Annotated in this window: 20 protein-coding genes and 5 tRNA genes; 16 read left to right on the top strand and 9 right to left on the bottom strand. The window is 41.9% G+C overall.

Features of this window, described 5'->3' with window-relative positions; all coding sequences use genetic code 11:
- The first annotated feature begins 9 nt into the window (after window positions 1–9).
- The 7 genes from HUS61_RS03715 (at window position 10) to HUS61_RS03685 (ending at window position 2,958) form a co-directional block, all read left to right on the top strand.
- Window positions 10–1,383 (top strand): TIGR03503 family protein, encoded by a 1,374-nt coding sequence (locus HUS61_RS03715; protein WP_054561794.1) that lies wholly within the window; start codon window positions 10–12, stop codon window positions 1,381–1,383.
- Between the two features lie 98 nt (window positions 1,384–1,481).
- Window positions 1,482–1,558 (top strand) — tRNA-Asp (locus tag HUS61_RS03710).
- A 27-nt stretch (window positions 1,559–1,585) separates the two neighbouring features.
- Window positions 1,586–1,662: transfer RNA gene (locus HUS61_RS03705), tRNA-Asp, on the top strand.
- Between the two features lie 10 nt (window positions 1,663–1,672).
- Window positions 1,673–1,749, top strand: a tRNA-Asp gene (locus tag HUS61_RS03700).
- A 31-nt stretch (window positions 1,750–1,780) separates the two neighbouring features.
- Window positions 1,781–1,857: transfer RNA gene (locus tag HUS61_RS03695), tRNA-Asp, on the top strand.
- Window positions 1,858–1,907: 50 nt separating this feature from the next.
- Window positions 1,908–1,984, top strand: a tRNA-Asp gene (locus tag HUS61_RS03690).
- Window positions 1,985–2,235: 251 nt separating this feature from the next.
- Complete coding sequence (locus HUS61_RS03685; RefSeq protein WP_175082145.1) at window positions 2,236–2,958, top strand: helix-turn-helix domain-containing protein; 723 nt, start codon at window positions 2,236–2,238, stop codon at window positions 2,956–2,958.
- 23 nt (window positions 2,959–2,981) lie between these two features.
- On the opposite strand, the gene HUS61_RS03680 is transcribed toward HUS61_RS03685, so the two are convergent.
- The gene (locus tag HUS61_RS03680) at window positions 2,982–3,446 is read right to left on the bottom strand and encodes a sel1 repeat family protein (RefSeq protein WP_054551621.1); all 465 of its coding nucleotides are present in this window, start codon (window positions 3,444–3,446) and stop codon (window positions 2,982–2,984) included.
- Between the two features lie 121 nt (window positions 3,447–3,567).
- Between HUS61_RS03680 and HUS61_RS03675 the strand changes: the two genes are divergently transcribed.
- Complete coding sequence (locus tag HUS61_RS03675; RefSeq protein ID WP_055021512.1) at window positions 3,568–4,860, top strand: NCS2 family permease; 1,293 nt, start codon at window positions 3,568–3,570, stop codon at window positions 4,858–4,860.
- Between the two features lie 26 nt (window positions 4,861–4,886).
- Here HUS61_RS03675 and HUS61_RS03670 read toward each other — a convergent pair whose 3' ends face one another.
- Entirely contained in the window at window positions 4,887–5,645 is a 759-nt protein-coding gene (locus HUS61_RS03670; RefSeq protein ID WP_130167058.1) for a hypothetical protein, read from the bottom strand.
- 297 nt (window positions 5,646–5,942) lie between these two features.
- Between HUS61_RS03670 and cysB the strand changes: the two genes are divergently transcribed.
- A complete protein-coding gene (cysB, locus tag HUS61_RS03665; RefSeq protein ID WP_054551618.1) occupies window positions 5,943–6,920 on the top strand; it encodes an HTH-type transcriptional regulator CysB in 978 nt (325 codons plus the stop codon).
- Between the two features lie 54 nt (window positions 6,921–6,974).
- Here cysB and HUS61_RS03660 read toward each other — a convergent pair whose 3' ends face one another.
- The 3 genes from HUS61_RS03660 to pabB all read right to left on the bottom strand — a co-directional run bounded on the left by HUS61_RS03660 (window position 6,975) and on the right by pabB (window position 10,392).
- Window positions 6,975–8,351: an L-serine ammonia-lyase gene (locus HUS61_RS03660; protein WP_062566218.1), complete on the bottom strand. Its 1,377-nt coding sequence runs from the start codon at window positions 8,349–8,351 to the stop codon at window positions 6,975–6,977.
- A 101-nt stretch (window positions 8,352–8,452) separates the two neighbouring features.
- Complete coding sequence (locus HUS61_RS03655; RefSeq protein ID WP_175082146.1) at window positions 8,453–9,031, bottom strand: CoA pyrophosphatase; 579 nt, start codon at window positions 9,029–9,031, stop codon at window positions 8,453–8,455.
- Between the two features lie 17 nt (window positions 9,032–9,048).
- Window positions 9,049–10,392, bottom strand: a complete 1,344-nt coding sequence (gene pabB / locus HUS61_RS03650; protein WP_175082147.1) for an aminodeoxychorismate synthase component I — start codon at window positions 10,390–10,392, stop codon at window positions 9,049–9,051.
- A 181-nt stretch (window positions 10,393–10,573) separates the two neighbouring features.
- On the opposite strand from pabB, the gene HUS61_RS03645 reads away from it, so the two are divergent.
- From HUS61_RS03645 to HUS61_RS03620, 6 genes are all read left to right on the top strand, one after another.
- Window positions 10,574–12,100, top strand: a complete 1,527-nt coding sequence (locus HUS61_RS03645; protein WP_054551614.1) for a fumarate hydratase — start codon at window positions 10,574–10,576, stop codon at window positions 12,098–12,100.
- 401 nt (window positions 12,101–12,501) lie between these two features.
- Complete coding sequence (locus tag HUS61_RS03640) at window positions 12,502–13,542, top strand: Glu/Leu/Phe/Val dehydrogenase (RefSeq protein ID WP_055021514.1); 1,041 nt, start codon at window positions 12,502–12,504, stop codon at window positions 13,540–13,542.
- 133 nt (window positions 13,543–13,675) lie between these two features.
- Window positions 13,676–14,332: a CatA-like O-acetyltransferase gene (locus tag HUS61_RS03635; RefSeq protein WP_181447714.1), complete on the top strand. Its 657-nt coding sequence runs from the start codon at window positions 13,676–13,678 to the stop codon at window positions 14,330–14,332.
- A 131-nt stretch (window positions 14,333–14,463) separates the two neighbouring features.
- Window positions 14,464–17,370, top strand: coding sequence for a ligand-binding sensor domain-containing diguanylate cyclase (locus HUS61_RS03630; RefSeq protein ID WP_175082148.1), 2,907 nt, complete (start codon window positions 14,464–14,466; stop codon window positions 17,368–17,370).
- A gap of 90 nt (window positions 17,371–17,460) precedes the next feature.
- Window positions 17,461–18,285, top strand: a complete 825-nt coding sequence (locus HUS61_RS03625; RefSeq protein WP_175082149.1) for a M90 family metallopeptidase — start codon at window positions 17,461–17,463, stop codon at window positions 18,283–18,285.
- A 106-nt stretch (window positions 18,286–18,391) separates the two neighbouring features.
- Complete coding sequence (locus HUS61_RS03620; protein ID WP_175082150.1) at window positions 18,392–21,577, top strand: amidohydrolase family protein; 3,186 nt, start codon at window positions 18,392–18,394, stop codon at window positions 21,575–21,577.
- Between the two features lie 54 nt (window positions 21,578–21,631).
- Here HUS61_RS03620 and HUS61_RS03615 read toward each other — a convergent pair whose 3' ends face one another.
- Together HUS61_RS03615 and HUS61_RS03610 are read right to left on the bottom strand one after the other, a co-directional pair.
- On the bottom strand, window positions 21,632–21,793 hold the full coding sequence (locus tag HUS61_RS03615; RefSeq protein WP_175082151.1) for a hypothetical protein: 162 nt from the start codon (window positions 21,791–21,793) through the stop codon (window positions 21,632–21,634).
- Between the two features lie 131 nt (window positions 21,794–21,924).
- The gene (locus HUS61_RS03610; protein WP_054561783.1) at window positions 21,925–22,302 is read right to left on the bottom strand and encodes a hypothetical protein; all 378 of its coding nucleotides are present in this window, start codon (window positions 22,300–22,302) and stop codon (window positions 21,925–21,927) included.
- A 150-nt stretch (window positions 22,303–22,452) separates the two neighbouring features.
- On the opposite strand from HUS61_RS03610, the gene HUS61_RS03605 reads away from it, so the two are divergent.
- On the top strand, window positions 22,453–23,205 hold the full coding sequence (locus HUS61_RS03605; RefSeq protein WP_175082152.1) for a Nif3-like dinuclear metal center hexameric protein: 753 nt from the start codon (window positions 22,453–22,455) through the stop codon (window positions 23,203–23,205).
- Between the two features lie 5 nt (window positions 23,206–23,210).
- On the opposite strand, the gene HUS61_RS03600 is transcribed toward HUS61_RS03605, so the two are convergent.
- The gene (locus tag HUS61_RS03600) at window positions 23,211–23,975 is read right to left on the bottom strand and encodes a YdcF family protein (RefSeq protein ID WP_175082153.1); all 765 of its coding nucleotides are present in this window, start codon (window positions 23,973–23,975) and stop codon (window positions 23,211–23,213) included.
- Window positions 23,976–24,292: 317 nt separating this feature from the next.
- Window positions 24,293–25,180: a LysR substrate-binding domain-containing protein gene (locus HUS61_RS03595; protein WP_054551603.1), complete on the bottom strand. Its 888-nt coding sequence runs from the start codon at window positions 25,178–25,180 to the stop codon at window positions 24,293–24,295.
- Window positions 25,181–25,190 lie beyond the last annotated feature (10 nt).

Here is a 25,190-nt window from a genome sequence, read left to right as displayed (position 1 = left end):
GGTAATAAAATGAGAAAACAACTACTAGCAGGATTAGTGTGTTTAATTCCCTTAGCGGGATTTGCCAACGAGCAAGATAAAATAACCCCATTAGAACGTGATGGGGTGCAAAATGAAATTCCCCTGCTAGAGAACCGTTTTCGTATTGACCATAAAGTCGATAAAGTAACCTTACTTTTCTTTCGTAAACGCGGTGCTCCTGCCGTTGTTTTAGTACGCCCTGACGGCACTAAGTATTACGCTACTGACTCAGTAAACAATGATGACCTCGACTGGCATGATGAACTGAGCTACGACCTGATCACCATTAGCAACCCTATGCCTGGCCCTTGGCAAGTGGTCGGCAGCATCTTGCCAGATAGCCGTATTATGGTGCTGGGTGAAATAGAGCTTAATGTTGATCCACTTCCGCCTATGCTGTTTCGTGGCGAAACAGTAAAACTGACTGGCCGCGTATTAAATGATGGTGAACCAATAGAAGTTGGTCAGTTTCGCGATGTGATAAGTTTGCACGTTGATTTTGTCAGCACTAATAATAGTGATTACGCAAACTTTGGTGCGGGCACGCAAAGTGTTACTGACTTTAGAGATGATGGCCGCGGCTTTGATGAGCGTCCGCTTGATGGTGTGTTTACCGGTGAGTTTAAGCTGGTCTTTCCGGCAGGAGAGTGGCAACCAGAACTATATATAGAAACGCCTATATTAAAGCGTACTGTAGTACAAAAGCCAATTGTGGTGCATGAGCCGCCTTTTGATTATGAAGTAGCACTTGCTGAGCAAGATGAAGATGACCACATTTTAACAATCAGCTTAAATCCTGAAATCGTCAAACCAGAAACTGTACTTATTCAAGGAAAAATATATTACCCCAATAATGAAGAGCAAATGTTCTCTTTAGATGCTGATAAATCGCAAACACGAGAGCTTGCAATTAAAAATTATGATTGGGGACGATACAGTGTTGAGCTCTCTGTATTTGGTAGCAACATAAATGACCGTGAATTTATGGCGACGTTACCGACTTATAAATTTGAAATTGAGCGACCAATTGAAGCTGTACCAGAAATTGTTCGCCCAGAAATTGATTTAGAAGCGCAAGCAGAGCAACAACGAATTCTTGAAGAAGAACAAAAAGCGTCCACCATGCTGATGGTGACCTTAATTGTTGTTGGAAATTTAACCGTCCTTTTATTAGGTTGGCTGGCAATTAGAATCTTTGTTCAGAAGAAACCGCTAAAATTTAAAATTTCTTTACCGTTTTTAAAGAAAAAAAATCAAACCGAAAATGATGAGCAAGCAACGAATGAAAATGAAGTTGGCAAAAATGGCTCAAAAAATGACAAATCAGGTGAAATTTTAAACCTTTCGATGTCAGATGACTAAAAAACCTGTAAAAATACAAAAAACCCCTTGACGAACCAGAGGGTGATTCGTATTATTCACGCCGCTGTCAGGGGAGACTCAGTCAGCAACGAAAATGTGGAGTGGTAGTTCAGTTGGTTAGAATACCGGCCTGTCACGCCGGGGGTCGCGGGTTCGAGTCCCGTCCACTCCGCCAATTTTCGACAATTTGTAAGTATGCGCTGGAGTGGTAGTTCAGTTGGTTAGAATACCGGCCTGTCACGCCGGGGGTCGCGGGTTCGAGTCCCGTCCACTCCGCCACTTATGGTGCGGAGTGGTAGTTCAGTTGGTTAGAATACCGGCCTGTCACGCCGGGGGTCGCGGGTTCGAGTCCCGTCCACTCCGCCAACAAATTAAGTAATAACAATGATATCTCTGCGGAGTGGTAGTTCAGTTGGTTAGAATACCGGCCTGTCACGCCGGGGGTCGCGGGTTCGAGTCCCGTCCACTCCGCCATTTGATATCATAAACAAATTAAGTGCATTACCCCATGCACATACCACTGCGGAGTGGTAGTTCAGTTGGTTAGAATACCGGCCTGTCACGCCGGGGGTCGCGGGTTCGAGTCCCGTCCACTCCGCCATTTGTTTTCCTCAAGCAAATGATTAGATAATTCTTTACTTTACACCTTACTATTTCCTTATACTGACAACGTATCTCGTATCTCGTATCTCGTATCTCGTATCTCGTATCTCGTATTTCGTATCTCGTATCTCGTATCTCGTATCTTTCATCCTATCTTGCTAATATTCTTCATTATTCCTATTTATTCAGCTTTTTATATCTGCATGAATAGCAAAGAATGGCGGCTCCACAACAAAAAGGAAATGCGTTATGAGTACATTCGGAACACAGCTAAAATACTACCGCAGTGAGCTGAAACTAAGCCAACCAGAATTTGCAGAGCAAGTTGGAATAGAGCAAAGTTACCTTTCAAAACTTGAGAACGATAAATCTGTGCCTTCTAATGACACATTTCGTTCAATATTAACGGCGCTCAATCTAACAATTTGCGACTTTATGGAGCCATTAAAACATTCTGTAGATAAAGCGAGATTAATTAATGTGCCTGACATTGAAGCTTGGTATAAGCAACAAAGTAATAAGCAATTCATTAAACAGCGCTCACTCGTCTATATTGCCATACTGTTAAGTGCGCTAGGTTGTGCCATGTTTTATTTAGGGCATCAAGAAAAGCTATTCAATACAAAGTTCTATGAGTACAAATCATATGGTGTAGTGAAAGATAATGAACCAGATGGCATTTTTCATGATTGGCGTACGCTACTCGTAGAACAAAGCCGCGAGAAAATAGATGCTAAACGTCGAGAAATGATCAGAAGGCATGATTTTAAATTTATTATTTCAGCGGACTATAAAGGTATTTCGTTTGTAGAACCTGGCGAGCAAGGCAGGCGTTTATATAGCCTTACTTCAAAAACACCTATTATCAAGCCCCATAAAGGCCATGTGTGGCTTGAGTTTATAGGTATCTTATTGTTTGTAGTTGGTGCAGGTCTCATCACATTTGAGAGTAAACTGACAAGACAGCATTAATGAGTTGTAGAACCTGACGCGTGTTAGCTGGCGTCAGGATCACGAGGAATTAAATGTGCAAATTGCTGCTGGTGGATTTGTTCATATAGGGTAGCTGCATAGCTTTGCGCATCATGTAATCTGCGCGTACTGATGTGTTTTCTAAGATCATCAAGTGCAGCCGTTGCAGGTTCATAACCTTGGCTACTTGCCAGACTTAACCATACCGCGCCATGAAAAACACTGTGCGGTACACCTTGCCCTTTGATGAAAAACAGCCCCATATAAAATTGCGCCCTATGGTTACCTGCCATAGCTGCTAAGCGCATCCATTTTGCAGCAAGGGGAGGCTGTTCATTTTTTAAATAATACAAAGCTTTGTTTAGTACGTTTTCAACAGATTGAGTACTTTTATTTGGCGCCGACCCTTTATCGGGTTGGGTAATAAAGGCAAGTACATTATCAAGCTGTTGCTCTAAATCTAAGCCTACTGGCGAATTATCAGACATAGTTTAGTTATTTTCTTGAAATAAAAGACCTTATTAGTTTAGAACATTGCAAGGTAAAATGTCCTCTTATTGAGATAAAATATGATAAAATTAGCCAATTAATCTCAACTTAAAGTTCAACATGTTCGAAAGACTTTTCAAAATCACTGAAAACAACACCTCTGTGCGCCGCGAGACTATTGCTGGCATCACAACATTCATTACCATGGTTTACATTGTATTTGTTAACCCTGCAATGCTTGCAGAAGCGGGAATGGATCAAGGTGCGGCATTCGTAGCAACCTGTATTGCTGCTGCAATTGGCTGTTTTATTATGGGTTTATGGGCAAACTACCCATTAGCACTTGCTCCGGGTATGGGCTTAAACGCCTTCTTCACTTATGGTGTTGTTTTGGGCATGGGCTACACTTGGGAAGCTGCATTAGGTGCAGTTTTTATGTCTGGCTGTATCTTCTTATTCTTAAGCCTATTTAAGGTGAGGGAGTGGATCATTGATGCTATTCCTCTGGTGTTAAAACGTGCCATTGCCACAGGTATCGGTGCTTTCTTAGCCCTTATTGCACTGAAAAACGCCGGTATTATCGTAGCAAGCCCTGCAACCTTAGTGCAGTTAGGCGATATCACAGCCCCAGGCCCACTACTTGCGATTTTTAGCTTCTTTGTTATTGCAGCACTGTTATACCGCGATATGAAAAGCGGCGTACTTATCAGTATTTTATTAGTAACCGCAATTGCCCTTGGTTTAGACCTTGTGGAGTATCAAGGAATTATTTCAATGCCGCCTTCAATTGCACCAACCTTTATGCAATTGGATTTTGCAGCAGCATTCGAAATCTCAATGCTAACAGTGGTTTTTGCGTTCTTATTTGTTGATTTGTTTGATACTTCAGGCACTTTAGTGGCTGTAACGCAAAAAGCAGGTATTGCTGATGAACAAGGTAAAATGCCTCGTTTAGGTCGCGCACTAAGTGCCGACAGTACAGCTACTATTGCAGGCTCAATGCTTGGTACGTCAACAACAACGTCTTATATTGAATCAGTTGCAGGTGTGTCTGTGGGCGGCCGTACAGGTCTTACCGCTGTGGTTGTAGGTATTTGTTTCTTGTTAATGATGTTCTTTGCACCACTTGCTGGCATGATCCCAGCTTATGCAACGGCAGGTGCAATTTTATATGTTGCTGTGTTAATGATGCAGAATTTAAAGCTAGTAAATTGGGATGATATGACAGATGCCATTCCAGTGAGCGTTGTATTATTGATGACGCCGTTAACTTTCTCGATTGCGCACGGTATCGCCCTTGGTTTTATCTCGTATACTGCCGTGAAGTTGGTATGTGGTAAAAAAGATGAAATCAGTATTAGTGTGTGGGTATTAACAGCGCTGTTTATTGTTAAGTTTGCGTTTTTATCTTAATTTGCACAAAGCAAAGAAAAAGTGGTTTACCACTTTTTCTTTGGTGCGAATAATACGTCTAAATCGTCCTGCTCTTGTTCTGCTTTCTTCTTTAGTGACGTTGCATTTGATGCTTTCAACTCAGAGCTAATCGTTTCTAAATAGCCTTCAACTTCTTGTCTTTTCGAGTTTACATATTCATCGCTATAGCTAACTGAGGTCAGTGTTGCTAGTGCTTTTTCAAAATACTGTCTGGCAGAGCCCACCATATTTGCTGAGCGAGCTGAAATCCCGCGCTTAATTTGGCTTTCTACATTGATTCTTAACTGCAATTTTTCAAGGCGTTTATCTTCAGCAACAAATACTTGGCTATCTACTTTGCCTTTACCATGCTCTGAGCGAAGTACTGCTCGTAATTTCTTTATACCTTGAATTAGAGCTATTAATTGTTTGTCGTTATCTGGTAGTGCTAATGCATCGCTATTATTTGCTTCGATAGGAGAGGCTAGGCGTTCTTTAGATTCTTTTAGTCTGTTTTTTAATTCTTTTGAGCTTGGAGAAAGCTCGACCATTGAAACAAGTGCATCATAAATACGGCGTTGAATAATACGCAGAATATTTTCAGACATGGGGATATTGGCACTGTTAAGCAGTACATCTTCTGCTTCTTCAATGATTTTTTTTTGTTTTGTAAGCTCTTTACGGCGCTCTGCTTCTTGTTTTTCTTTATGTTGCTGCACAGCGCTGACCCATAATGCGATCACGATTAATGCAACAATGAGCATGATGATGATAGAAACAATCATTACTAAATCTCAGTTTTAACTATCTAATTTTTTTATCTTACCTTAAAAAGATTAGATCTGAACAGTTTTGCGGTAGTTATCTCGAATAAACTTATTACGATTACTACTTTATAACGAGTATAGCGCTAAACTAGCACCTTTATTGAATATTTTGCGAGTAAACACGGCTACCGAGCAGTAATTTAATGTGTTAGCCTTAGAAACAATCGATATAAATGTATAGCGCGATGAAATATCGCTTGGCATTGCGCTTTGCAGCCTTTATAAATAAACAATAACAACGTTTACAATGCAGCCATGAAACTACAACAACTCAGATATATAGTCGAAGTCCAAAATCATAAACTGAATGTCTCTGCGACAGCCGAAAGTTTATTTACCTCGCAACCGGGGATCTCAAAACAAGTTCGTATGCTTGAAGACGAACTGGGTGTACAGATCTTTGGCCGTAGTGGCAAACACCTTACCCATGTAACCAGTGCCGGTAACGAAATTATTAATATTTCACGAGAAATACTGTCGAAAGTTGAAGGTATTAAAGCGGTTGCCAATGAGCATACCTTGCCTGATCAAGGTAAACTTAACATTGCGACCACTCATACTCAGGCTCGTTACGCATTACCGAATGTTATTCAAGGCTTTATGAAAAAGTACCCAGCAGTGTCTTTACACATGCATCAGGGTACGCCACAGCAAATTTCCGATGCGGCAGCACGCGGTGATGCTGATTTTGCCATTGCGACTGAGGCGCTGCATTTATATTCTGATTTAGTTATGTTGCCGTGCTATCACTGGAATCGTAGTATTGTTGTGGCAAAAACACACCCGCTTGCGCAAAAGGCCGATAATTTAACGGTTGCCGATGTGGCTAAATACCCACTTATTACTTATGTGTTTGGTTTTACTGGTCGTTCTGAGTTAGATAAAGCTTTCAATGCACATGGACTTGAGCCGCATATTGTTTTTACTGCAACAGATGCTGATGTAATCAAAACTTATGTTCGTTTAGGTCTAGGTGTAGGTGTTGTTGCGTCAATGGCGATTGATCAAATAACCGATACTGATTTAGTCTGTATTGATGCAAGCCACTTATTTGAAGCGAGCACCACTAAAATTGGTTTTAGAAAGGGCAGCTTTTTACGCAGTTACATGTATGATTTTATTGAGCGTTTTGCACCGCACTTAACGAAAGAACTGGTTGAGCGAGCAAGCTTATTACGTAACCAAGAAGATGTTGATAAGCTCTTCGAAAACATTGAGTTACCAGTAAAATAGAGATAAAAAAAGCCGTTTAAAGCGGCTTTTTTTATGCTGAAAGCGTGCTGTAAATTAACACTCGATGATATTAACCGCTAAGCCACCGCGAGCGGTTTCTTTGTATTTCGTTTTCATATCATTACCTGTGTCGAGCATGGTTTTAATAACCTTATCAAGGGTCACTTTTTGCTCGCCAGAACCACGCATTGCAAGGCGTGACGCATTAATTGCTTTAATTGAGCCCATCGCATTACGTTCAATACACGGTACTTGTACAAGGCCGCCAACAGGGTCACAGGTTAGGCCTAGGTTGTGCTCCATGCCGATTTCAGCGGCGTTTTCAACCTGTACTACATTACCACCCATGATTTCAGTAAGTGCACCGGCTGCCATTGAGCAAGCAACGCCCACTTCACCTTGGCAACCTACTTCAGCACCCGAAATTGACGCGTTCTTTTTGTATAAAATACCAATTGCTGCCGCTGTTAATAAATAACGAGTCGCAATATCACGGTCTACTTCTTTAATGAAAGTGTGATAATACATTAATACCGCTGGCAAAATACCTGCAGCACCATTGGTTGGTGCGGTAACAACACGGCCGCCGGCAGCGTTCTCTTCGTTTACTGCAAGGGCAAATAAATCAACCCAATCCATAGCACGTAATGGATCGTTGTTTACCTCAATATTTAATTTAAGGTGTAAACTAGGGGCGCGACGCTTTACCTTTAATCCGCCTGGTAAGATACCTTCTGTACGCATACCACGTTCAATACAGGCCTTCATTACTTGCCAAATATTAAACAGCTCATCTTTGATGTCTTTTTCGCTGCGCAGGGTTTTTTCGTTGTGCATCATAAGCGTTGATACACTGAACCCTGACTCACGGCATAGCTCTAACAACTCTTTTGCCGTGTTAAACGGATAAGGTGCTGGGTTTTCTTCGCGGATTTCGAGTGCTTTTTGTTTTTCGTTCTCGAACTCATCATCACTGACTATAAAGCCGCCACCGATTGAGTAATACACTTTACTGAATAACTTTTCGCCATTTTGGCTGGCAATGATTTCCATTGCATTTGAATGTTTTGGTAATGTTTTACGACGATGAAATACAATCGCACCTTGCTTCGGAAAGTTGGCTTTATGGCTTTGGTTTAAATAAATAACCTGTTCTTTTTCGATTTTTGCGAGGATATCGTCGACTAAATCAGCATCAATGGTTTCTGGATCATAACCGGCAAGGCCTAAGATCACAGCTTTACCAGAGCCATGGCCAATACCTGTTTGACCGAGTGAGCCAAATAGCTCAACTTTAATATCGGTGACGTTTGCAAGTAAGTTTTTTTCTTCTAGTTCGTTTACAAATAAACGCGAAGCGCGCATTGGGCCAACAGTGTGAGATGACGATGGGCCAATACCAATACTAAACATATCGAATGCACTGATCATAATTTGCTACTCATTTTTCTATTAACGGCATACTACCTGCCTTTGAACGGTGCCACATGATAACGTTTAAACGTGCCTGTGTAACCCTAAAAGCAGGATAATTAAACTGGTAGGGCGAGCTGTTTTATAAAGTTATTAATTATGCTCGCTGTTGCTCCCCAAAGCAGTCCGTGGGGGGTCATCAAACCTTGCAAAGTAATGGTTTTGCCATTTCGCACAAAGGGAAGGGGTTGCCAATTTTGTTGATTACTTAAATAAGATAAGGGCAGTAAAAAGCTGGCAGCAACTTCGTTGGGATCTGCTTGCCACGTTGTGCCTTCACTAAGTACACACACAAAAGGCTCAATAGTGAAACCGGTTAGGGTCGCGTACTGATGTAATTTACCGTGGACAGTCACTTGATGTGTGCCAATATTAAGCTCTTCATTGAGCTCTCGAAGGGCGGTGTGCATTAACGTGTCATCTTGTTCTTCATACTTGCCACCCGGTAAGCAAATCTCCCCCGGGTGATGAAGTAAATAACTAGGTCGCTTGCACAGCAACAAATGCGCTTCGTCGTTAACATCAAGCAGAGGTAACATTACGGCACTGGCACGCTTTTCGGCATTAAAGCGAATGGTTGCTGGGCGCTCTGTGGTTTGACTTAAACTAAAACGGGCAATTATTTGCTGGCTATTCAAGGTGGTTACTTCAACTTTTACTTTAATAAAGGCAGTATTTTATTTACTTTATCGTAAGTTTCTTGGTACTCCAAATCGACCTTTGAATCAGCCACAATACCACCGCCAGCCCAGCAATAGATTGCACCTTTGTGGCACACTAAAGTACGAATTGTGATACTGGTATCCATGTTGCCACAGGCACTCAAATAGCCAATTGAGCCGCAGTACACACTACGGCGATGTGGTTCGAGTTCTTCAATAATTTCCATAGCGCGAATTTTCGGTGCTCCGGTAATTGAACCACCCGGGAAAGCGGCATGAATTTGGTCAACGGCATCTTTGCCATCCGCTAATTCTGCGCGCACAGTACTTACTAAATGATGTACAGCCGGAAAGCTTTCAATGGCAAATAACGAGGGTACGGTGACACTACCTGGACGAGCCACTTTGCCTAAATCGTTGCGCAGCAGATCAACAATCATGACATTTTCTGCGCGGTCTTTTTCTGATTGCTGTAAACGAGTTGCTTGCGCTTGGTCTTGTTCAGAGTCAGCCAAACGAGGGAGCGTTCCTTTAATTGGCTTGGTTTCTATTTGGCCCTGATTAATCGAAATAAAACGCTCTGGTGAAATAGATAAAATAGCGCCATCAGGGTGATTTATATAGCTTGAAAATGGTGCTTTATTGGCTTCTCGAAGTTGTTTATATGCTTGCCATGTTGAACCTGAAAATTCAGCTTTAAAACGCTGTGCAAGGTTGATCTGGTAGCAGTCACCACTTTTTAAATAAGCTTGAATTTTCTCGAATTTTTCGCTGTAGCTGGCTTTGCTCATATTTGACTGCCAGTCGCTTTGTAGCGCGAACTTTGCACTTGTTGGTGTTTCGTTTAGCTGCTGCTGATATAGCGCTAAGCGATTATGATTTGGCTGACAGACGTAAAACCAGCTTTGCTGTTGCTTATCATAAATAAGCGCATCTGGATAAAGGCCTACAGCCATTTGCGGCATGTTAATGTCGTTTTCGGCAGTACTTGGCATGCTTTCAATCACACGACCTAAGTCATAACCAAAATAGCCAAGCCAACCACCTGTAAAAGGGAGGTTATTAGGGTTAGCTGTGTGATTAAATTCCTGAAGGCCTTTTTTCATCAAGCTAAAACAATCACTTGATTGCGCCTTGCCGTCGACAAAGCATGTATTGTCACGCACTTCTAATTGCTTTAATGGCGCAATGGCAATGATATCGAAGCGGCTATTTACATGCTCGCTATTGGCTGAATCGAGCAACACAGCATGAGGCAAATGAGCAAAATGACTAAATAGCGCGATGCAATCACCACTTAAATCTAATTTAATGCACAAATTTTCATCGTTTATCATCTACATTGCCCTGAATAACTAGCCCGAAACGGGCGAGGAGGGTATCATAAGTTAAATTTGATTGGCAGCGTTATGATTTCCTTTATAGTGATGCCATGACTAACCCGTAGAGTAAATCTTCGTCACCGGTTTACTCAGGATCACGTACAGCGCTACGCGATAAAAACTTAAGGAACCCGTAATGAGTACAATTCGTCAGCAAGACTTCATTGATAGCATTGAAGATGCATTGCAATACATTTCTTTTTATCACCCTCTCGATTTCGTACAAGCCTTAGAAAAAGCTTACAACAAAGAGCAAAGCAAAGCGGCAAAAGATGCCATTGCGCAAATTTTAATTAACTCTCGTATGTCTGCTGAAGGTAAACGTCCACTGTGCCAAGATACAGGTATCATTACTTGTTTCGTAAAAGTAGGTATGGATGTTAAGTGGGATAAAACAGACATGACTGTTCAGCAAATGGTTGATGAAGGTACACGTCGCGCATACTTAAACCCAGATAACCCATTACGTGCATCAATAGTTGCAGACCCTGCTGGTACGCGTAAAAACACCAAAGACAATACTCCATCAGTTGTTCATATCGACTTAGTGCCAGGCGCTGAAGTAGAAGTAATGGTGGCAGCGAAGGGCGGCGGCTCAGAAAATAAAACGAAAATGGTTATGCTTAACCCATCTGATGATGTGGCTGCATGGGTTGAAAAAACATTACCAACAATGGGTGCGGGCTGGTGTCCACCTGGCATGCTAGGTATAGGTATTGGTGGTACTGCAGAAAAAGCTGCGGTACTTGCTAAAGAATCATTAATGGATCCGGTTGATATTCACGAACTGATTGAGCGTGGCGCAGAAACAACTGAAGAAAAAATGCGTATCGATATCTTCGAACGTGCTAATAAATTAGGTATTGGTGCACAAGGCCTAGGTGGTTTAACAACCGTGGTTGATGTGAAAGTTAAAACGGCACCGACTCACGCAGCATCAAAACCAGTGGTTATGATCCCGAACTGTGCGGCAACTCGTCACGTTCACTTCACATTAGATGGTTCAGGCCCAGCTGATCTTAAAGCGCCTAAACTTGAAGATTGGCCAGAAGTTACGTTTGAAGTGGGTGAAGGTACACGTCGTGTTGATTTAAACACACTGACTAAAGAAGACACGCAAGAATGGAAGATGGGCGAAACGGTTCTTCTATCTGGTACTATCTTAACGGGCCGTGATGCCGCACATAAACGTTTACAAGATATGATCCAATCAGGTGAAGGTTTACCTGAAGGCGTTGATTTTGATAACAAGTTTATCTACTACGTTGGCCCTGTAGATGCAGTGGGTGATGAAGCGGTAGGTCCTGCTGGCCCTACAACTGCAACGCGTATGGATAAATTCACTGATATGATGTTAGAAAAAACGGGCATCATCGGTATGATTGGTAAAGCAGAGCGTGGTCCTGCAACAGTTGAATCAATCAAAAACAATAAATCTATCTACTTAATGGCAGTAGGTGGTGCAGCGTACCTTGTATCTAAAGCAATCAAGAAAGCACGTGTTGTTGCGTTCGAAGATTTAGGTATGGAAGCAATCTACGAGTTTGAAGTAGAAGATATGCCAGTAACGGTTGCTGTTGATAGTGAAGGCGCCAATGCGCATACGCAAGGCCCTGCTATTTGGAAAGCAAAAATCGAAGAACTTGATGGTAAATTAAAGTAACCATCTTGCAACTCTCTTAAAAAAACGGCGCACCTGCGCCGTTTTTTTTCAGCTCTGACCAGTCTCAGCTATTTCTCTAACATCTCTTTAAAAGCTGATTTTACTTGGCTTTATCGGCACATTTTTCTTGTCACTTTTTCTTTACGCTATACTTTACCTTTACGTTCACGTAATAAAGTTTGTAATGTTAATATTTTGTTTTGAATTAACAATGCTTAATTCGTACATTGGTTGGTATATTTTTTCCATAAAGTGTTAGTTTTTGAGTTGTTATTTCGGCTTGAGAACTTTGCTTAGTTTTATCATCTCATTTAGTGGCAAGGGAGCAAACGAAGTGATAAAGTCTCGGCACTTTCAGCGCTCACACCCCTTAGGGTAAGAAAATTTCGGAGTATTTAACTGTGGCTGTATTTAATAAAGTCGACTTTGATAACCACGAGCAAGTGGTGTTTTGTTCAGATAAAGAATCAGGCCTAAAAGCTATTATCGCGGTTCACAATACCAAGTTAGGTCCAGCGGTTGGTGGTTGCAGAATGTGGGACTACACAACTGATGAAGATGCTGTTACTGATGCACTTCGTTTATCAAAAGGTATGACCTACAAAAATGCTGTGGCACGTTTACCATTTGGTGGCGGTAAGTCAGTGATCATCGGTAATGCTAAAGAAATTAAATCAGAGCAACTTTTCCGTGCATTTGGTCGTCAGTTAGAGCGTTTAAGCGGTAGCTACTATTCAGCTGAAGATGTAAACATCACATGTGATGATGTGGCTATCATGAATAAAGAAACTAACTATGTATTAGGCCTTGAAGGTAAAAGTGGTAACCCTTCACCGTTCACAGCATATGGTACATTCTTAGGTATTAAAGCGGCTTTACAACATCAACGAGGTCATCAAGATCTTGCTGGTATCAAAGTAGCGGTGCAAGGTTTAGGTGCAGTAGCATATGGCCTTTGTAAACACCTACATGAAGCGGGCGCTACATTATTTGTAACAGATATCAACGAGCAAGCTGTTGAGCGTGTTGTAAATGACTTCAATGCAACGGCTGTGGGTATTGATGAAATCTACGACTTAGATGTTGATGTGTATGCACCATGTGCACTTGGCGCAACGGTAAATGACACGACTATCCCGCGTTTAAAAGCAACAATTATTGCAGGTTGTGCGAATAACCAATTAGCAGAGTCTCGTCACGGTGAGATCATCCGCGAAAAAGGTATCTTATACGCACCAGATTACGTCATTAACGCAGGTGGTATTATCAACGTTTATTACGAAACTGCACCAGAAGGTTATAGTGCAGAAGCATCAACGAAGCACGTTGAAGGCATTTTTGATACGCTAACAGAAATCTTTGCTCGCTCTGAAAAAGAGCAGAAGTCGACGCATTTAATTGCCGATGAACTAGCATTAGAAATCATCGAAAACGGCTTATAATTTAGTAAATCGATAAATTTACAGGTAAAAAGGTGCGCAAGTCGCACCTTTTTTTTCTCTGTTATTTATCGCATCAAGGTGACGAAGTCACGCAGGCTAGGTAAACTCGGTTTTTAAATCTCGAGGGCACCTAATGAAAACTCCATCTTGTGAAATCACACCTATTGATCTAGCTACTTGGCCTCGCAAACAGCATTTCGCTTTTTTCAAAGAATTTTCTCTGCCATATTTTAATGTGTGTGTTTCACTCGACATGGCGGCTCTTTACAACAAGTGCAAAGCAGAACCTTATTCGTTCTTTCACAGCTATGTTTACCTAACACTTGAAGCATGTCATGACTATGCACCAATGCGTCAACGTATTATTGACTCGTTGCCGGTACAGCTGTCATCGGTAAGAGGCAGTGTGGTCGAGCTTGCAGAAGATGAAACATTTCGCTTTAGTTATTTTGAAAAACAAGCGTCGATGGCAGACTTTTCAAAACACGCTATTGCTGTGGGTAAAACAAGTAAAGCAAAACCATTTTTCTCTGATGCATTTGCTGCAACAGAAGGGCAGCCTGACCTTATTCATATCTCAGTACTTCCATGGTTAAACTTTACCGGCTTCTCGCATGCTGTGAGTGAGGGGCATGGCCTTGGTATTCCTAAGTTTGTGTTTGGTCAGTATGACTCACAAACTGGCAAGATGCCGCTTTCAATTGATGTGCATCATGCTTTGATGGATGGCTTGCATGTGGCGCGATTTGTGAAAATACTGCAAGAAAAAATCACGAATTTTTGTAATTGATTGTTGCTAAATGTCATTAAAGTGAGTAAAAATTGCAACTAATGTAGTATTATCTGAAGTTAGGGATGACTTTGGCTTCACAGAGCTACATCACTGAATAGAACGATAATAAATATCAGGGTTTTAGTTTTATGGTGCGGGTAGTTAGTTGTATTTTTCTTTTATTGAGTTTCAGCGCTTTAGCTGATTCTGCACGCCTCTCTTTAAGTGATTACTTTACAGAGACTTGGAGCACTCGCGCCGGCCTTCCTCACAATAGCATTAATGGCGTAACGCAAACCAAAGATGGTTACATTTGGATAGCGACTTGGGAAGGGCTTGCTCGCTTTAATGGTCGTGAGTTTAAACTCTTTACTCGAACAGAAATTCCTGGTTTACCTGACTCAGGCCTACGCAGCCTGATTCCGATGGATAATGGTGATTTATATATCGTGGGTGCCCGTGGCGGTATTGCGCTTCGCTCACAAGGGCAATGGCGAGCATTACCAAGTTCATCAGCCATGGTTAACCATGCACTTGTTACTGAACAAGGTGAGCTATGGCTGGCACTTGAAGGGCAAGGCATTGTTTACCGCGCTTCTGAAACTGCCACTGAGCAAAAACTGCTTGATAAGCTAAGCGCATACCGTCTTTTACAAGACAAAACAGGGACTATTTGGGCTGCCACCAGTGATGGTCTTTATCAAATAAAGAATAAGCAAGTCATTAAGGTCAGTGAAAACTCTGGGCTCCCTAATGCCTCTGTGTTTACCTTATTACTAACTCAGTCGGGCACATTAATTGTCGGCACCGAAAAAGGCGCATGGCAAAAGCAAAACGATAAGTTTGTTGCTATTAATCCTGTCCTTAACAATGAATCAATTGCCAGCTTACTCGAAGATGCGCTGGGCGATTTGTGGTTTGGCACCATTAATAAAGGGGTGTTCAGACTCAGCAGTTTAGGCCTTGAAAACTTAGCCGCAGATGATGGCTTACCCAACAACCGTATTTTATCTTTACTGCAAGACCGCGAAAAAAGTATTTGGGTTGGTACGAATGCCGGATTATTTCGCTTGCGTGAAGCGCCATTTACAAACTGGAGTCAAAGCCGTGGGCTTGCATCTGACTATGTGCGTACTGTGTTATCGCATTCTGATGGCAGCTTATGGGTGGGCAGTAGTAATGGCTTAAATCGTATTGAAAATGGCAAGCTCACCACCCTTACTCAAGCCTATGAAAAAGATCCGCTATCCGTATTAAGTTTAACTGAAGATAAACAGGGCGGAGTATGGGTTGGTACTTACACTGCCGGTTTAATGAAAGTGGTCAATGGGCAAATTTATCCCGTAAAAAACCGCAGTAATGGCCTGATCAGCAACGAAGTTCGCGCTGTGTTTTTTGATAAATCGGATAACTTATGGATTGGCACCGCCGGTGGTTTAACCAAAATAGACCCTGCTGGGCAAACTGAATTATTCACCACCGAAGATGGCTTAATTGGTGATTTTATTATGGCCCTTGTTGAGGATGAGCATGGCAGGTTATGGGTCGGCACGGGAGTGGGTGTATCCATTTATGACCCAGCGACAAAGCAATTTAAAACTCTCGAGTTTCCAAAGCAGTTCAGTACTGAGTATGCATTCGGCTTTTACTTAGATGGCGATAAAATGTGGCTTGCAACCGATAGAGGCTTAGTTCGTTACAATCTCAGTACAGATAAAATGAGCTTGTTTGGTCGAGACCAAGGTTTACCGGTCGATAAGTTGTTCCAAGTGATTGAGCAAGGTGACTCATTATGGTTGACCAGTAACCGCGGTGTTATTCAGGTGAACAAAGCTCAGTTAGTTGCACTTTTAGATAACCCTGAAAAAGTTCAACCAATGAGTGTTTCGATGCAGCTTTATGATGAAGGCGATGGCATGCTAAGCGCGCAAGCAAATGGCGGTTCAAACCCTGCTGCTGTGCTTCATTCAGATGGTCAAGTATGGGTTGCAACAGCCAAAGGCGTCGCTATTGCGACACCAGAACGCTTAAAAGAAGCCAGTAAACGCCGTTTATCGACGGTTATTGAAAGCTTTGAAGTCGATGGCAAACCCATGACTTTACCTGTTGGTAATGAGGTTTTGAGCTTACCTGCTGGTGTTTCTCGTGTTTCGTTTAACTACGCTGGGCTAAGTTTTATCATGCCTGGGCGGTTAAATTACCAAACTCAACTAAGTGGTTACAATCAACAATGGGTAGACAGGGGCCGCTTGGTCATTACCGAGTACACCAATTTACCACCAGGTAAATATACCTTTAAAGTGCGTGCAGGTTACCCAAATAGTGACTGGCAAAATAATGAGCAAGTTCTGCGTTTTAAAATTGCCCCTTATTTTTGGCAAAAAACCAGCTTTAAGTTATTTGTCTTAGTTGCAGTGCTTTTTGCTGCTTATGCTATTTATAAATACCGCTTATATCACTATAAGCGCATCGAAATTGAGTTAACGGAAAAAGTTGAACAGCAAATGCATGATTTACAAACGCAAGCTGATGCTTTTGCTCATTTAGCGAATCATGACCAATTAACGCAATTACCGAATAGACGCGCTTTCGATATGTGGCTGTCTGAAAACTTTAATCAGTTTCAGCGTGACAATAAAACGCTTAGTATTGCCATTATGGATATTGATCACTTCAAACTCATTAATGACAATTTCTCGCACTTAATTGGTGATAAAGTGATTTGTGAAATCGCACGCTTACTGCGTATGAATTTCCCTGATGAAGGTTATGCGGCGCGTTGGGGTGGTGAAGAATTTACCCTTTTGTTCCCATACAAAAATGCTGAAGAAGCCGCAAGATTGTGTGAAATTATCCGTTTAGAGATAGCGGGTTATGATTTCTCAGAATTAGCAGATAGCCTTTCTGTAACGGTAAGTTTTGGTGTGGCAGACAACGCGCAGGTTACTGACTATGACCGCTTGTTAGCACATGCCGATAATGCTTTATACAATGCGAAGAATAACGGCCGAAACCAAATTTTTATTTATAATCAAGGCTGTATCACGCTCGATTAATCAGCTTTTAAAATAAAAATGTGTGTAAACAATTGATCTTTTTTTGTTTGCACACATTAAAGTATCAAGATTGTTTTTTAGGCGATAGTAATGCTTAACCTGGTTTTGATACTTTTTTTAATAATTTTTGTTGTGTTTTACTGGCGCTGGGACGATATCCGTAATCACTTTTGGCAGAAAAAATACCTTAATAATTCCCTCAATGTTCAGCAAAAAAATCTGCTGTTAAAATATATGCCTATCTACCGAAAGATGACGGATGCCGATCGTGAAAAGCTGGAGCGTCACATCGTTTGGTTTTTAAATGAAAAACGCTTTATTGGTTGTGATGGTCTTAAGCTTAATGATGCAATGAAGCTGATTGTAGCGGCAGATGCCTGTATTTTAGTGCTTAATAAACCGTGGCCTCTGTATCGTAATGTAAAAGAAATCCTTTTATACCCAAGCGCGTATTATGCCCCGCAAACTTCCCGTGATAATGCTGGGCTTGTTAGTTATCACAATACCGTGCGTCAAGGTGAGTCATGGCCAGGAGGAACCTTGGTATTGAGTTGGCATGATGTCCTTGAGGGAAACCGTTTACCAAGTGATGGTCATAATTTGGTATTTCATGAATTTGCCCATCAGCTCGACCAAGAAACCGGTAAAACCACGGGTACACCACTGCTTTCGAGTAACGAAGATTACCAAAAGTGGGCAAAAGTATTTAGCCGCGCGTTTAATCAACTCAAAACCCATTTAGCTTATGGCATGCCCCATGTTATTCATAGCTATGGTGCGACCAACGAGGCAGAATTTTTTGCTGTTATTACCGAAACCTTTTTAGAAAAACCCGCTGAACTCAGACAGTTTGACCCAGAAATTTATCATTTACTGGTTGGCTTTTATCAGTTTGATCCAATTGCGTGGCATTAGTCGACTATTTACGTCTGTTTAACACGAATCACTGGAATCTTGCTATGCTATTTGGTGCAATCTTAAAAGTGTGCATATAAGCAAAACAATAAAAAGTGAGATTTCAATGAAGAAAATGCTTCATACAGCGCTCGCTGTATCTATTTCACTTGCTCTAACTGGGCAAGTGGCGGCAGCTGAGCAATCAAATGACGACAAATGGCAGGTGGACGCACCGAAAGGCCAATTCCTAGACGCTAAAATTAGTGTTGAGCAGGGCACGTGGATGAACGTAGATATTAGCCCTGATGGTAAAACAGTGGTGTTTGACCTACTCGGCGATATTTATATCATGCCAATGTCAGGCGGCACAGCAACGCAATTAACCAGTGATATTGCATGGCAAATGCAACCTCGCTTTAGTCCTGATGGTAAGCACATTGCGTTTACTTCAGACCAAGGTGGTGGCGACAATATTTGGGTTATGGATTTAAATGGTGAAAACCAAAAAGCCGTAACGAACGAAACATTTCGTTTGTTAAACAGCCCAGCTTGGAGCCCTGATGGTGACTACTTAGTTGCGCGTAAGCACTTTACAGCAAGCCGCTCTCTAGGGGCTGGTGAAGTATGGCTTTACCACAAAGCGGGTGGTAAAGGTGTACAGCTAACTGCACGTGAAAACGACCAAAAAGACTTAGGCGAGCCAATGTTCTCACCGGATGGTCGTTATGTTTATTTCTCTCATGATGCAACGCCGGGTAAAACATTCCATTACTCAAAAGATTCTGTAGCGGGTATTTATAAAATTAAACGCTATGACCGTGAAACCGGTGAGATTGAAACAATTATAGATGGTATGGGTGGGGCTATTCGACCAACACCTTCACCAGATGGTAAAAAGCTTGCGTATATCAAGCGCGATGATTTCCAAACAAGCTTGTACTTATATGATCTTCACACCGGTGAGCATACCAAGCTGTATGGCGAGCTTGAGCGTGATATGCAAGAGACATGGGCAATTCATGGCGTATACCCAACAATTGCTTGGACGCCAGATAACGAACAGCTGGTCTTTTGGGCGGGTGGTACCATTCATAAGCTAGATGTAGATGATAAGTCTGTCTCGACTATTCCATTTAAAGTTGAGACCAATAAGCAAATTCAAAAAGCGGTGCGTTTTACACAAAACATCGATAGCGATAATTTTGATGTGAAAATGCTGCGTAATGTACAAATTTCACCGGATGGTGAAACGGCTATATTTGAAGCGCTAGGTCATATTTATAAACGTGATTTAGAGTCTGGCAAAGTAAAGCGCCTGACTAAGCAAGACGACCACTTTGAATTATTCCCGCAGTTCTCTCGTGATGGTAAGAAGATTGTTTACACCACATGGGATGATAACGAACAGGGCTCAGTACGTGTTGTATCTGCGCGCAGTGGCCGTGGCGATACCATTACTAAGGAGCCGGGTAAATATGTAGAGCCAACTTTCAGCCCTGATGGCAAAACAGTTGTTTACCGTAAAGCGTCTGGCGGCAGTATCCTTAACCCAACATGGTCATTAGAGCCAGGCATTTACTCAGTAAGTGCTAAAGGCGGTAAAGCGACGCTAATCACTAAATCAGGATATCAGCCGCAATTTGGTGCAGCGAATGACCGTATTTATGTGATGAGCCCTTGGCCGAAACCAACATTAAGTGTTGTTGAGCTTGAATCAAAGCAAGTTCGTAAACTTTACGAATCAGAACATGCTACAGAGTTTAGAGTATCACCAGATGGCCAATACTTAGCGTTTGCAGAGCGTTTTAAAGTATTTGTAACGCCATTTGTTGAGCGTGGCAAAACCATTAATATTGGCCCGAAAGATAGCCAATTCCCAATTGAGCAGCTTTCTGTTCGCGCGGGTGAAAACATCAGCTGGAGTGGCACAAGCGATAAACTTTATTGGAGCTTAGGCCCAGAGTTATATCATGCAAGCCTAGCGGGTTTATTTGATATTAACCAAAATGCAGAGACTGACTTTAAAGTTAAAAGCGGCGACAACATCGGTTTTACAAAAACCATGGCTGAGCCTAAATCAGTATTCGCGTTAACTGGTGCGCGTATTATCACCATGAACGGTGAGCAGGTCATTGAAAACGGCGTTATTGTTACTGATGGTAAGCATATTAAAGCGGTTGGCAGTAAAGACAGTGTTGCTATTCCTAAAGGTGCAGAAGTAATTGATGTAACTGGCAAGACGATTATGCCGGGTATTGTTGATGCGCATGCGCACGGCTCGCAAGGCAGCGATGAGATCATTCCACAGCAAAACTGGAAGAACTTAGCTGGCTTAGCGTTAGGTGTGACAACGATTCACGATCCATCAAACGACACCACAGAGATTTTTGCTGCAAGCGAAATGCAAAAAGCAGGCATGATTGTCGGCCCTCGTATTTTCTCAACGGGTACCATTTTATATGGTGCAAATATGCCAGGTTATACATCGCATATTGACTCGTTAGAAGATGCTAAATTCCATCTTGAGCGTTTAAAGAAAGTAGGTGCGTTTAGTGTTAAATCATATAACCAACCTCGTCGTGAACAGCGCCAGCAAGTTATTGAAGCAGGTCGTGAACTTGAAATGATGGTTGTGCCAGAAGGCGGTTCATTACTGCAGCACAACTTAACTATGGTAGTTGATGGTCATACGGGTATTGAACACTCAATTCCTGTTGCTAATATTTACGATGATATTCGCCAGCTTTGGTCTCAAAGCGATGTGGGTTACACGCCGACACTGGGTGTAGCTTACGGTGGTATTTGGGGTGAAAATTATTGGTACGACAAGACGGATGTGTGGAATCACCCGCGCTTAAGTAAGTTTGTACCTAAGAATCAGCTTTTACCTCGCTCAATGCGTCGTGTTAAGGCGCCCGATCATCACTATAACCACTTTAACAATGCCCGCGTTGCCAAAGAGCTGCAAGACTTAGGTGTCTTAGTGAACTTAGGTGCTCACGGTCAACGTGAAGGTTTAGCGGCACATTGGGAAATTTGGATGTTTGCGCAAGGTGGTATGACACCACTTGAAGCTATTCGTGCAGCAACCTTAGATCCTGCTAAATACATTGGCCTTGATAACAACATCGGTTCTCTTGAGCCGGGTAAACTTGCCGATTTAATTGTTATTGACGGTAACCCGCTAACTAACATTCGTGATACAGATAAAATCGATTACACCATGATCAATGGTCGTCTATTTGATGCTGCAACCATGAACGAAGTGGGTGAGAAAAAACGCGAAAAGTTATATTTTGAAAAAATCTAACTTAGCGGAAATCTAAACTGAAAGCGGCCATTGTGCCGCTTTTTTATTGTTTATTTATTGCTTTAAATGAGGAAACTGTTTAATTCCTACTAGTTTTGTTTGGCAGATCATGCCCTCTACAAGCGTCATCAAATCGTGGCTGTGCGAGTCTAGCTGCAAGCTTTCCATGTTTTCACACGCTGATAGACGCTGTTTAATTAACTGCTGTACTGCCATTTTATGCTCTTTGCAGGCTTGATTTATCGAGCTTGCAGGATCAGCAAACTCAGCGGCAGTGTTAATAAATAAACAGCCATAAAAAAACCGCTAACGAGTAGCGGTTTTTAAAATTGCTAAGTGTAATTTTATTACACAACACCACGCGGTAAACGACAATCGTGGTCTTTTTCAGCTAGGTTAACAATCCAAAGCTCTTCAGCTTTGTAACCATCATCGTTTGCTGTAACAACAGTGAACGATGCTTTCTTAGCTGTTTTAGCCGGTGCAGCGGTTTTAGTTTTGGTTTTTTTCGCTGGTGCTTTAGGTGCTTCTTCTGCTTTAGGCTCAGCTGTTTTACCAGAAGTGAGCTCTTCAGTCAGCGCTGCAACATCAGCAAGGCGCATATTTTTGCCACCGTCGATGCTATACCAACCAGGTTTTGTTGTGATTTCAGGTTTCTTACCATTCGCTGCTTCGTATGCTGCTTCGAAGGCATTTAACACTTCTGTTTTGTCTAGTTTGCTCATCAGAGACCCTATACGTTGTAAACACAGATTAAGAATATATATTTATACCTATTTTCAGCTTACTTTTCAATTTTTTGCGATTTTCCTTCCATTTTTCACTCATAAACGCCAAAATTTGCACAAAATAGAGGGTTGAAGGACGATTTTTATATGCAACGAAAACAATTTACTCAATTATTAAACGACATTCTTAAACCTGATTCTATCGCTGACTTTTGTCCAAATGGCTTACAAGTTGAAGGTGCGAGCGACGTAAAAAAGATAGTGACGGGTGTCACAGCTAGCCAAGCATTGATTGATGCTGCTATTGCAGAAAATGCAGATACTATTTTGGTACATCACGGCTATTTCTGGAAAGGGGAATCGCAGCCAATCACGGGCATGAAAAAGCGCCGTATTGCAGCGCTTTTAAATAATGATATTAACTTATATGGCTATCATTTACCGCTAGATATACACCCTGAAATTGGTAATAACGCGCAACTGGCTAAGTTACTCGATATTGAGTTCACAGGTGGGCTTGAATCTGGTCCAAATAGTGTGCCGGTAAAAGGCCGTTTAAAAACACCTTTAAGTGGTGAAGAATTTAGCGCCAAAATAACCCAAGTACTTAATCGTGCACCATTAACTAGTTTGGTAAGAAAAGAGAAAATCGAAACCATCGCTTGGTGCACAGGTGGCGGACAAGGGTATATTGATTTAGCGGCTGCGCAAGGAATTGATGCTTATCTTACAGGTGAAGCCTCTGAGCAAACGATTCATAGTTCACGCGAGCAAGGTATCGACTTTTTTGCAGCTGGTCACCATGCTACTGAGCGTTATGGCATTAAAGCCTTAGGCGAGCTTTTAGCTGAGCAGCACGGTTTTGATGTAACGTTTACCGATATCGATAATCCAGTCTGATTGTTCTACAGCGCTTCTGGATCAATCCAGCGGCGCACACTCACCCAAGCACAGCCAATTTTCTCATGCGCTACTCTGGTCACTGCAACAAGTACTGCAATGTTAGGTATAAACTGCTTATACGTTGGATACTGACTAAAATCTTGAAAGTCGGTTGCCGCTGGGATCACATCAACACCTTGTGCATTAAATAAGTCTTTCGCTCGCGGCATGTGGCTCGCTGAGGTGACAAGCGCTGTTTTTTTATCGACTAAATAAATGGCAAGTCGTTTCGCTTCTTCTGCGGTATCCATAGCTAGGGGGTTTTGTTTAATTCTCGTTGCAGAAATACCTAACGCTTTTGCTGTTTCAAACATGAGCTGGCTATTGGTAGTATTGGCAAAACCGCCTCCTGATACATAGAGGGTGGCATTTGGGTAGTGGTGGGCAAGTTTAACACCTTCAAGTAATCGAGCAAGCGCACAATCGCCTAACTGGTGGTTTGCTTGAAGGCGCGAGTTGGGCATTATAGAGCAGCCAAGTACCACTATATTATCAAGTTTAGGGTGTTTTGCTTGGTTAAATTGCCATGCAGGGTTATTGCTTGCAGCTATCAGTGACTGGCCAATAAATGGCGTGCTTATCAGCATTAAAGTTAAAATGCTAACAAAGCCAAAATAGAGTGCTTTGCGTTTATGGGCAATGGCTAAAAATACCATCACTAAAGTAAGCAGCCCGAGCAAAGGCAGGGGCATTAATAATGAGCCAATGATCTTTTTAATCTCAAACATGTATACCCAAGCCTCCTCAAGGTACAGAATTCAGCGTTTCACAGGTGCCTTAATATCAAGGCGTTACTTTGCAAAAATGGCAGCCCCTTTTAAGAAGTAACAACGATGAGAGTAAGCACCTGTGAAGCGCCCAAAGGGTTGGTTTAAAAGCGAATTATACTGCGTTATTGATTTTAACCATAGAACCACTATTGTTTGCAATCAATGCCTTGCCTAAATCGCTTTTAATTCCAACTGAAACTCGCACCTTGAGGTGGTTTGGGTATTAACATTATTGTCTGTAACAGATGCAGCTATGTTAGTTATTTTGCCTTGCTTTAGCGACCGTTATTTTGCTTACACGTATTTAAAAAGTGGCGATAAACAGGGTTATCTTTCATATTCTTTTTCATCGCTAAATACATAGGGCGAGTAAGGCCTAGCGCACCTAACGGAATAGACTTAATGAGTCCTTGGCTTTCATAAGGAGTGACTAGCCAGTCTGGTAATGCTGCAACCCCCATACCTGCACTCACTAATTGGAATATCAATAAGCCTTGGTCAACCGTTTTAAGCGTGCCATCAAAGCGTGCATTTTGAATAAAATGTTTAAAGATATCTTGGCGCTCACGCGGAATAGGGTACGAAATAATTGTTTCGTTTTTTAAATCAAGGGCGGTGACATAGGCTTTTTTTGCCAACTCATGATCCGGTGCAACGATTAGTTTTAATTTAAAATCAAACAGGTGAGCATACTCAAGCTGATCGGGTTCACGAATATCGGAAGTCAGCACAAGATCTAACTCATCATTAATTAAATCTGGAATGGCGTCATAACTAAAGCCGCGCTCATAATCAATTTTAATATCAGGCCAAAAGTTATTAAATTCTTTGATGGTTGGGAGCAACCAATGAAAGCAGGCATGACACTCAACACTTAAACGTAAATTTGAGATTGGCTGGTTAAGGCTTTCTTTTAACCGACATTTTGTTGCCTCAACACGAGGTAATACTTCATTAGCAAGTTCAAGAAGTAGCATACCTTGCGGAGTAAAACGCACAGGCTGTGTTTTACGTTCGAACAGCTGGCAATCTAACTTATTCTCGAGATCTTTAATTTGATGCGATAAAGCCGATTGAGTTAAAAACAACTCACGGGCGGTATTGACCAAAGAGCCTGTTTCTTTAAGGGTCGCTATGGTTTTTAGGTGCTTTATATCAATCATCTTTAAAAAA

This window comes from Pseudoalteromonas sp. 0802, from assembly GCF_013350085.1.
In the GTDB taxonomy this organism is placed as follows: Bacteria; Pseudomonadota; Gammaproteobacteria; order Enterobacterales; family Alteromonadaceae; genus Pseudoalteromonas.
Note: the sequence above shows the minus strand (reverse complement) of the source record. Positions and strands in the feature narration are given on the sequence as shown.

What these genes read in the sequence shown, in the direction of transcription:
- HUS61_RS03715 (WP_054561794.1), top strand. Translation starts at nt 10, where the DNA reads ATGAGAAAACAACTACTAGCAGGATTAGTGTGTTTAATTCCCTTAGCG.
- HUS61_RS03685 (WP_175082145.1), top strand. Translation starts at nt 2,236, where the DNA reads ATGAGTACATTCGGAACACAGCTAAAATACTACCGCAGTGAGCTGAAA.
- HUS61_RS03680 (WP_054551621.1), bottom strand. Translation starts at nt 3,446, where the DNA reads ATGTCTGATAATTCGCCAGTAGGCTTAGATTTAGAGCAACAGCTTGAT.
- HUS61_RS03675 (WP_055021512.1), top strand. Translation starts at nt 3,568, where the DNA reads ATGTTCGAAAGACTTTTCAAAATCACTGAAAACAACACCTCTGTGCGC.
- HUS61_RS03670 (WP_130167058.1), bottom strand. Translation starts at nt 5,645, where the DNA reads ATGATTGTTTCTATCATCATCATGCTCATTGTTGCATTAATCGTGATC.
- cysB (WP_054551618.1), top strand. Translation starts at nt 5,943, where the DNA reads ATGAAACTACAACAACTCAGATATATAGTCGAAGTCCAAAATCATAAA.
- HUS61_RS03660 (WP_062566218.1), bottom strand. Translation starts at nt 8,351, where the DNA reads ATGATCAGTGCATTCGATATGTTTAGTATTGGTATTGGCCCATCGTCA.
- pabB (WP_175082147.1), bottom strand. Translation starts at nt 10,392, where the DNA reads ATGATAAACGATGAAAATTTGTGCATTAAATTAGATTTAAGTGGTGAT.
- HUS61_RS03645 (WP_054551614.1), top strand. Translation starts at nt 10,574, where the DNA reads ATGAGTACAATTCGTCAGCAAGACTTCATTGATAGCATTGAAGATGCA.
- HUS61_RS03635 (WP_181447714.1), top strand. Translation starts at nt 13,676, where the DNA reads ATGAAAACTCCATCTTGTGAAATCACACCTATTGATCTAGCTACTTGG.
- HUS61_RS03630 (WP_175082148.1), top strand. Translation starts at nt 14,464, where the DNA reads ATGGTGCGGGTAGTTAGTTGTATTTTTCTTTTATTGAGTTTCAGCGCT.
- HUS61_RS03625 (WP_175082149.1), top strand. Translation starts at nt 17,461, where the DNA reads ATGCTTAACCTGGTTTTGATACTTTTTTTAATAATTTTTGTTGTGTTT.
- HUS61_RS03620 (WP_175082150.1), top strand. Translation starts at nt 18,392, where the DNA reads ATGAAGAAAATGCTTCATACAGCGCTCGCTGTATCTATTTCACTTGCT.
- HUS61_RS03615 (WP_175082151.1), bottom strand. Translation starts at nt 21,793, where the DNA reads ATGGCAGTACAGCAGTTAATTAAACAGCGTCTATCAGCGTGTGAAAAC.
- HUS61_RS03610 (WP_054561783.1), bottom strand. Translation starts at nt 22,302, where the DNA reads ATGAGCAAACTAGACAAAACAGAAGTGTTAAATGCCTTCGAAGCAGCA.
- HUS61_RS03605 (WP_175082152.1), top strand. Translation starts at nt 22,453, where the DNA reads ATGCAACGAAAACAATTTACTCAATTATTAAACGACATTCTTAAACCT.
- HUS61_RS03600 (WP_175082153.1), bottom strand. Translation starts at nt 23,975, where the DNA reads ATGTTTGAGATTAAAAAGATCATTGGCTCATTATTAATGCCCCTGCCT.
- HUS61_RS03595 (WP_054551603.1), bottom strand. Translation starts at nt 25,180, where the DNA reads ATGATTGATATAAAGCACCTAAAAACCATAGCGACCCTTAAAGAAACA.